The organism is Candidatus Symbiopectobacterium sp. (genome assembly GCF_020054415.1).
In the GTDB taxonomy this organism is placed as follows: domain Bacteria; phylum Pseudomonadota; class Gammaproteobacteria; order Enterobacterales; family Enterobacteriaceae; genus Symbiopectobacterium.
In genome coordinates, this window is the sequence record NZ_JAHWCO010000637.1 from 1 (window position 1) to 7,210 (window position 7,210).

A 7,210-nucleotide genomic window follows, 5' to 3' on the forward strand; every position below is an offset into this window, starting at 1 on the left:
ACAGTGCTAGCCGCAACTTTGCGGCCTGATTGGTCATATCGGAACGCTGACCAGCATCAAGGCCGGAAACAGCCTGCTGAGCCTGACCTATGAATGCCGGGTTCTGCACAGCGAAATCGCGCAATGCTGACGTGTCACCAGATTTCCATGCGTTGGCATGGGCCTGATTGAATGCGACTTGCGTTTTCTGTAGCTGGTCTTGCTTGTAAGCATCAGACAGCCCTTGCAGCCCCTGTAATGCCTGCAAGCCGATATTGTTACCGCCAGCGCGGGCAAAGTCGTTGTTCTGTCGAATCAGTCCCGGTGTTGCGTTAACATCACTGGCTTGTGGTGCATTGGTGTTTACCTGACCAACGCCACCAGGAAAGCCGCCAGAGTTAATATTCTGCTGCCAAGTAGCCATGTTCACACCTTAAAATAGCGAGCCTAGAATTCCGATACCTGCACCGATACCAGCACCCCACGGCGTAGACATGCCCAGAGCACTAGCAATGCCGCCGCCAGCAAGAGCACCACCAAATCCGCCAGAAATTCCCTGCTGTAGCGCCGATGGCCTATTAGCGTTAGCCGCTGCGAGCGCCGCGTTCTGCTGCAATAACTGCCCAGTGTTGTTGGTGTAGGTTTGACCTGCGTTAGCTTGCCCCTGCAATGCTCCCAATCCGATGTTTGAGAGGTTGTTCGCATTATTCATCTGGCCGGATAGCCAGTTCTGTCCTAGCGTGGGAGCGATGGACGACAACTGGTTTCCCGTTGCAGTAGAGCCTAGTCCGCCTGTAGCTTGTGCCGAGCGTAAAATCTGGTTACGCGCCTGGTCTGCCAAGCCCTGATATTGTGCGGAGTTGTAATACTCATTCAGCGCTTTGTTCTGACCGTCAAGGGATGAGTAATCCTGCAACTGAGTGACGTACTGCTGTGCTAATGGCGTAAAAGGCGAAAGATTATTCATCACCGTCTGCCATTGCTCTCTTTGTAATTCTGTGGCTCTGTTCGTGGCGTCAGATTGTGCCGCCGCACCATTATTTTTACTTCCGCCTTTACCGCCGCCCATAGCCTAGCTCCTCGCGTGTTGCTGAATAGATCGTTACGTCAGTTGTGCCGTCAAGGAATTTGGGGATTACTCCCCGGCGCTTTAACCCGATTGACGCACAGTAAAACTTGCCTTTTCTGAACTTGTCAGAGGCCATAGACAGGACGCACTCGGCATCGTAGTAGGTGAAAAAGTATTGCCAGAAGGCCAGTCCGATATCTTTACTGAACCCGCGCATATGCTCTAAAAACATGGCGTGACACTCGTACGATTTAGGCTGAACCTCGATAGCCCGAACGATCCCGGCGAAGTTGTGATACACGCCGACTTCGAAATAAAGCTCGTTAGGGTTGTATGAAAAATGGTTTCCGTTGGCTGTTCCAGCCTGAATATCAGGCTCATTAGCCACCGTCTCGATAACATCAATGTTACGGGTGGGAGTGAAGCTAATCATGGGGAAACCTCAGTTAATCAGGCCGTGCGCGCGTAAAGCATCTTCAAGCGCCTTTGTGCGCTGACGAGCTTCAACGAGGCCAGCAGCCAGCGCCTGAATATCTGCCTGCGAACAGGTTGCACCTGCTGCATATGACTGGTCAGCGTTGAATGCGCCGAGAAATGCTGTGCCGGCTGCTGCCGTCCATCCGGTTTGCTGCGGGCCTAATACTTTGGTGCCGTTGACAGAGTAGGATGCAGACACGTTTAGCGGGCTGGCGAGAGATTGGGGCGCGGTGGCAGACCTGGATGCATAATCAGTCTGGATAGCTGCTACGCTGGTTTGCAGAGTTGTGATGTTGCCCTCTGCTGCCGTCATTCTCGTCTGAAGGGGTGTTATAGCCCCCTCGGCGCTAGTTACTCTGACATCCAGAGCGGCGATCAAATTAGTGTTGGCTGTTATTCGAATCTCATGTCCATCAACATCAATGCGCAATTGCGCAATCCGGCCCTCGTGGTCAGCAAGTGTCACGTTCTGAGCATCATTCACAACCTGAGCGTTATATGCGCCATCGGCGGCCTGATTTGCCTTACCTGCAACCTGAGTGAAGTCCATCGCCTGGCTAAGCACGTATTGCTGATATGCCGGGGAGAACCCGACCGGAAGAGATACAGCCTTGATACTGACAGCACGAACTTTCACAGGCGTGTTTAGTGAGTCATCAGCCATCACTCAACCCTCACTTGTAGCCCTGATAGTGTTACCGGGCTTTTAGTAATAATTCTGAACTTGAAGCCGATGTTTTTGCGCACACGCCCAATCCGACGCCATAGCGCCCTCTGGTCATAGCGGAACGGTGCATTCCACGGCACCATTTGTTCCCTGCCGTAGTTGATGCCATCAGTGGTGGTAGAGATAAACAGCCGTTCAGCGAATTGAGCAACGCCCGTCGATACTTCAAGCTCGAGGTCGAACAGTCTCGCGTTGTCCGCCTTGATGAGCGGGGAATAGAGCAAGTGCTCCTGTTGTTTGTCATATTGGGCAGACGATGCAAAATTAAGCTGTCCGGTCACAGATTCCAGCTTGTCACCGCATGTGATAGCACCGCCTTCGTAGAAGAAATCAATCCCACGGTACACGTCATCAAACAGGCCCGTTTTCAGGATGGACCACTGTGGACCGCTCTCGCTCACCGACGAATCAAACACCAGCACATGACGTGGCAGGTGGATAATCAGCAGTTCGTGAGAGTCGAAACGCAATGACTCCATGACGCCAGTTGATAGCTCAGCGTTAGTGTATTCGCGTAGCGTTTTCTCAGTCGTTGCTGATGCGATGGGTTTGGCCTGACCAGAGTCAATCAGGTAGACAGACGGTGCGCCTGTTGCCGTGTTGCTGATAATGGCGAATGCGTCCATAAACGGGCACTTGCAAAACGTCCCAGCTATCCCTTTTGTGACCATGTACGCCGGGTTAGCGATGTATACCGCCTGACCCGCACCAGAGTTACCCGTCAGAGAAAAATACTCAATCGTGGTTGTGCCGAAGCACACAACCATGTCACGCCATGAACCAACACCAATAATGCCGTCTGGTTGTGACTCCGCACGGTATTCAGCACTGTATTTATCGGGAAAAGCCTCATCATCCAAATCAGAGATGAAAAACGAATCAGTCCCATCTTTCGACCACACGTAGTTACCGCGTGACCAGCAGATATCACGCGATGAGCCCAGCTGATACTGCGTGTTGCCACTCGATACAGGCCAGTTAGCAACAGTTTTCACCGTGCCATCGTAGCCATATTGCACAACCTGACCGCCGACGATCACCGCCTGAGAGTTGCGGCTATGCGCCATCGGCACACGACCAGAGCCAGACAACGAACCAACCACCGACGCGCCACGATACAGACTACCTCCACAAACGCGATATACGGCATTCTGAACAGTGTTGAACATTGCGCCACGCGATATACCTGCAACATCAGATCGCTTGTCTATGCCGGGGAATGAGCGCAAATATCCGCTGCTGTTCAGCACGTGCCTGGGTGTCGCCAACATATTGACCGGAAGCAGATCAACATAGTCAGCGTCCCGGAAGTTTTTTCCAACGCCCTTAATCAGGGGGAGTTGTTGTATCGGCATCTGGCTTCTCTCCGGGGAAGTAATGCCAGCCGTTCAGCGTGGCAGGACTGTTGCCGCTGCCAATCGGCATCCGGCTGGGGTAAGGCGCTCGCCTGGAGCGCTCAATCGCGGTCTGCTTATAGAGCAATTCTTTGCCGTATTTCGCGGTGGCGATGATTTTCGCGGTAGCTTCGAGTGAGTAGTCAGGAGCAATTCGGCAAGCCAGGTTGTGGTATACGGCACTGACAGCGCCAGAGCGTAATCCGTGGTCGTCGCCTTCCGCTGGCAGGTTATCCATGTCGGCAAACTCATAGCCGGTGATAATTCCCTTACCGTCCTGATACCACTCAGCCATCATTGTTTCGAGGTCGTCTACCGCATCCTGCATTGACTGCGGTTCGACATCGGTCAGGGTGGCATTGGAGGCAATAGCCAGCCTACGCAACGCAGCCCTAACCAAATCACCTTTAGTTGCTATCAGCATCACTCACCGCCTTGGGCTTTGTCCCCGGCTTCTTGCGTTGAACAGGCTCAGGAGAATCAAACAGCTTACCCGGATGGTCTAGCCAGCCATCAGCCAGATATTCTTCCAGGTCAGCCTCATCAATGACGATAACGTGAGCCGTAGTGTTCCAGACTTTCGTTTTTCCGCCCGGCTTATAAATCATCTGTGACATGCGCACCTCAAAATAAAGGGGACGAAGCCCCTGTTTGTTATGCCTGATTAGCCAACCCAACACCGATTGCCTCGGGGCGAACCGCACATGCCGAGTACCACAACGCGATGCGGCATTTACCGGACAGGGTGCTGATATCACCCTGATAGGCTACAACTCCGTTCAGCCCCACATTCGTGATTGAGAAGCTCTGGGTTTTCATGCCAGAGAACAATTCGTGATTGATGGGGATCGGCTGTGATACAAGGCGGATAGAGTCATCAGCCCAGAACACGTTGGATTGCGCAGTGGTGGTGTTCAGAATGTTCACCGCCATAGTGTCGGACAATGAGGTGTTTACGTTGGCGTATGCGCGTTCTTCCGGCAGCAATGCTGTGTCATCCAGAGCAATAGGCTTTGGTGTGATGGTGACTTGAGCGCCGTTAACAGCTACAACAGAAAAGGTTGCATCCTGTGTCAGCAGGTTTTTAGCCATCTGAGAAAGGTACTTGACGCCAGCAAACGAAATTTTGTCGCCGCGTTTCAGTCCAGTTCCAGAACTTAACGCCACTGTTGCCGTGCGGTTGTCCACGTTTTCACGGTTACCGTCAGCGTCAGCAACCCATGCTTGCGGCTTGAATTTCTGTGCGCCGGATACCGTGATACCCGTTGCCGTAGATGCTAACAGCGTTGGCATTTTTGGTGAACGAAGCACCTCATTAAACCCGGCGACCTGTTTCTGAATCGTGCCAGATTTATATGCCTCCTCTGGAATGCGGCCGTAGAAGTCTTTACCCGCCAATTCCTGACCAGCACCGCGATAATCGGTAGGGTTGAAGAAGAATGACAGGCCAGCACTGCGATTCAATTCGCGAGAGAAGACAAGCGCCTCTGCCTCGGAAATGAAATCCCATCCTGTTTTAGCGGAACCAATCGGAGACGTGCTAGCAACTAACAGAGAGCCCATTTCAACCGCCTGTTTTGCGATAGCGTTCTCCACGTTATTAGCCAGTTTCTGACCAGATGCAGCAGCACGGCGGCGTATTGACCGTTCATCACGCAAATCATCAGCACGCAGCGTAAAAAAGTCGTTATCCGGCACACCCATGTTGCACTTGACGGACAATTCCAGAATGCCCGTTGCCTGTCCGGTCAAGTCCCAACCCTGTTGAGTTGGCGCTTCCTGTTCCAGTGGCATCCATACGGTGTTTTGCGAACGTTGCATATCGCCAGCGGGTGGAGTGTACTTACCGACGCGCTGAGCCATCGGTGTGATATTTTCCACGGTTTCGATGATTTCATCGACCATGTAGGTAATTACCTGACCTTCATTCAAAGCCATTATCGTGATCCTTTATTAAGTTTTGCCTTGAGTGCGCGATAGGCTTCCTTGTCACCTTTGCTTGCTGCCGCTTCCATCTGTCTGCGAATGGCGTCGGTGTTAGCCGCCATCACATCACCTGCAATGGATTGGTCAGCCGGGGGCGCGGAGGAAACCTGAGTCCCGCGAGGCTTGAGAGCTAATTGCTCAGAGAGTCGAGTGAGTTCGATGAGTGCGCGTTGACCGTCAAGCGCCAGGATTCGGCGTAATTTCTCTGGGTTTGCGCCCAGGTGATACATGATGGCCGCCGACTTTTCAGGAAAGAGATCCATAATGGTAGTGTCCACGCCTGCCGGGACTAACTGCCGGAACGCATCTTCTTTCTCCTGATAGTCGGGAAGATTTAGTTTCTCTGCCGAATCGTAGTGCTTACGCGCCGCTTCAACGTATTGCGCTGATTTCTGGGTGAATGCTTGAGTTTTTCGCCCTTGCTCCGCTACCGCGTTGCTACGAGCGTCCATCGCCTTGATTTGCCAGTCAGACTGAGCGGCCTGGAATGCCGCCAGCGCTCGACCCTGATCAAAGCCGTACTTCTCCATTGCAGCATCAGACAGATAATCATTAATGTCTGGCTGAGGCGGTAACTCAGGATTAACCCGCAAATTCTCCGGCACCTCGCCACGTTGAACCGCCTGCATCTGCTGTTCAATCTCACGCTGCCGCTTACGCTCAAGGCGTTTAGCTGCAAACCTGGCATTGGTTTCCGGGTCTTGTTTCGGTTTTGTCTCATCGTCTTTCAGGACAATCTCAAAGCCTGCATCCTGCGACTGTGCGTCGTTGGCATTTGGCGCTGTATCGACTGCGGTTGCCGCCGCATTATCGACGTGCAAGGGTTGGCCTTCAGTTTCCTGAATTTCGGTGGTATCGGTCATGATTAACTCTCTCTTATTGAGGTGATTTCTCGGCTACGCTGCCGGAAGGTGTATTTTGTCTCTGCGATTGCAGGTGATTGGCCACGTCCAGCCTCTGCTTGTGCTGCTGCTCTGTGCCTTTAAGAAGCAATTCAGCGTGGGCGCGAGCGTCATCGCTGTTCTGTTGTTGGAATTTACCCATGAGAGACAGGAACTCACGGAATGCGGCTTGCTTATCCCGGTCCATGTTGTTGAAGATTTCAGCAACCCTGGCGGCGTTAAGCTGGTTCTGGCCTTCGACCTTCGCCGCATCAACCTGGATTTGCATCTGTTGGTTCTGCGCTTTGAGCAATTCAGCCTGACCTTGCAGGTATACGCCTTGTGCCTGCGTCTGCTCTGCTGATGGTTCTTGTGGTTGCTGCTGCACCTGCTGCACCATCTGAATCTCTTCCGGGGTCTCCGGTTTTTTCAGCCCCATAATTACCAGTTGCTTGTTGGCATACCCGCGCATCATCTCGACGCCTTTACCGTCAAGCAGCGTGAAGTATTGAAGTAGGAGCATTTGCCACTCAGGGGTGCCAGGCGGAACTTTGGTAAGGAGTTCCTGAATCTCCGCGCGGTTCTGCTGCTTCATCGACTGGAATGATGGACCAATATCCGTATAGCACTCATAGCGCCCCCGGATATCATTCATCACTACGTGCTGGCCGGTTTGCAGGTCAACCATCTCCGACAT

At 52.8% G+C, this 7,210-nt stretch carries 10 protein-coding genes; all 10 read right to left on the minus strand.

Going from position 1 to position 7,210, the window contains the following annotated elements:
* Positions 1–403: phage DNA ejection protein (locus tag QZ506_RS18545; protein WP_291973051.1), on the minus strand; the 403-nt coding region annotated here is incomplete at its 3' end.
* A 9-nt stretch (positions 404–412) separates the two neighbouring features.
* On the minus strand, positions 413–1,048 hold the full coding sequence (locus QZ506_RS18550; protein ID WP_291973052.1) for a DNA transfer protein: 636 nt from the start codon (positions 1,046–1,048) through the stop codon (positions 413–415).
* Positions 1,035–1,481, minus strand: a complete 447-nt coding sequence (locus tag QZ506_RS18555; RefSeq protein ID WP_291973053.1) for a DUF2824 family protein — start codon at positions 1,479–1,481, stop codon at positions 1,035–1,037. The genes QZ506_RS18550 and QZ506_RS18555 overlap by 14 nt, the downstream gene beginning before the upstream one ends.
* Positions 1,482–1,490: 9 nt before the next feature.
* Positions 1,491–2,189: a phage tail protein gene (locus tag QZ506_RS18560; RefSeq protein WP_291973054.1), complete on the minus strand. Its 699-nt coding sequence runs from the start codon at positions 2,187–2,189 to the stop codon at positions 1,491–1,493.
* Positions 2,189–3,607, minus strand: coding sequence for a packaged DNA stabilization protein (locus QZ506_RS18565; protein ID WP_291973055.1), 1,419 nt, complete (start codon positions 3,605–3,607; stop codon positions 2,189–2,191). The genes QZ506_RS18560 and QZ506_RS18565 overlap by 1 nt, the downstream gene beginning before the upstream one ends.
* Entirely contained in the window at positions 3,579–4,070 is a 492-nt protein-coding gene (locus QZ506_RS18570) for a packaged DNA stabilization gp4 family protein (protein ID WP_291973056.1), read from the minus strand. Before QZ506_RS18570 ends, QZ506_RS18565 begins: the two co-directional genes overlap by 29 nt.
* On the minus strand, positions 4,054–4,263 hold the full coding sequence (locus QZ506_RS18575; protein WP_291973057.1) for a hypothetical protein: 210 nt from the start codon (positions 4,261–4,263) through the stop codon (positions 4,054–4,056). Before QZ506_RS18575 ends, QZ506_RS18570 begins: the two co-directional genes overlap by 17 nt.
* Before the next feature lie 37 nt (positions 4,264–4,300).
* Complete coding sequence (locus QZ506_RS18580; protein ID WP_291973058.1) at positions 4,301–5,584, minus strand: P22 phage major capsid protein family protein; 1,284 nt, start codon at positions 5,582–5,584, stop codon at positions 4,301–4,303.
* On the minus strand, positions 5,584–6,495 hold the full coding sequence (locus QZ506_RS18585) for a scaffolding protein (RefSeq protein WP_291973059.1): 912 nt from the start codon (positions 6,493–6,495) through the stop codon (positions 5,584–5,586). The genes QZ506_RS18580 and QZ506_RS18585 overlap by 1 nt, the downstream gene beginning before the upstream one ends.
* A gap of 13 nt (positions 6,496–6,508) precedes the next feature.
* The coding region (locus QZ506_RS18590) for a portal protein (protein ID WP_291973060.1) at positions 6,509–7,210 on the minus strand (702 nt) is incomplete at its 5' end.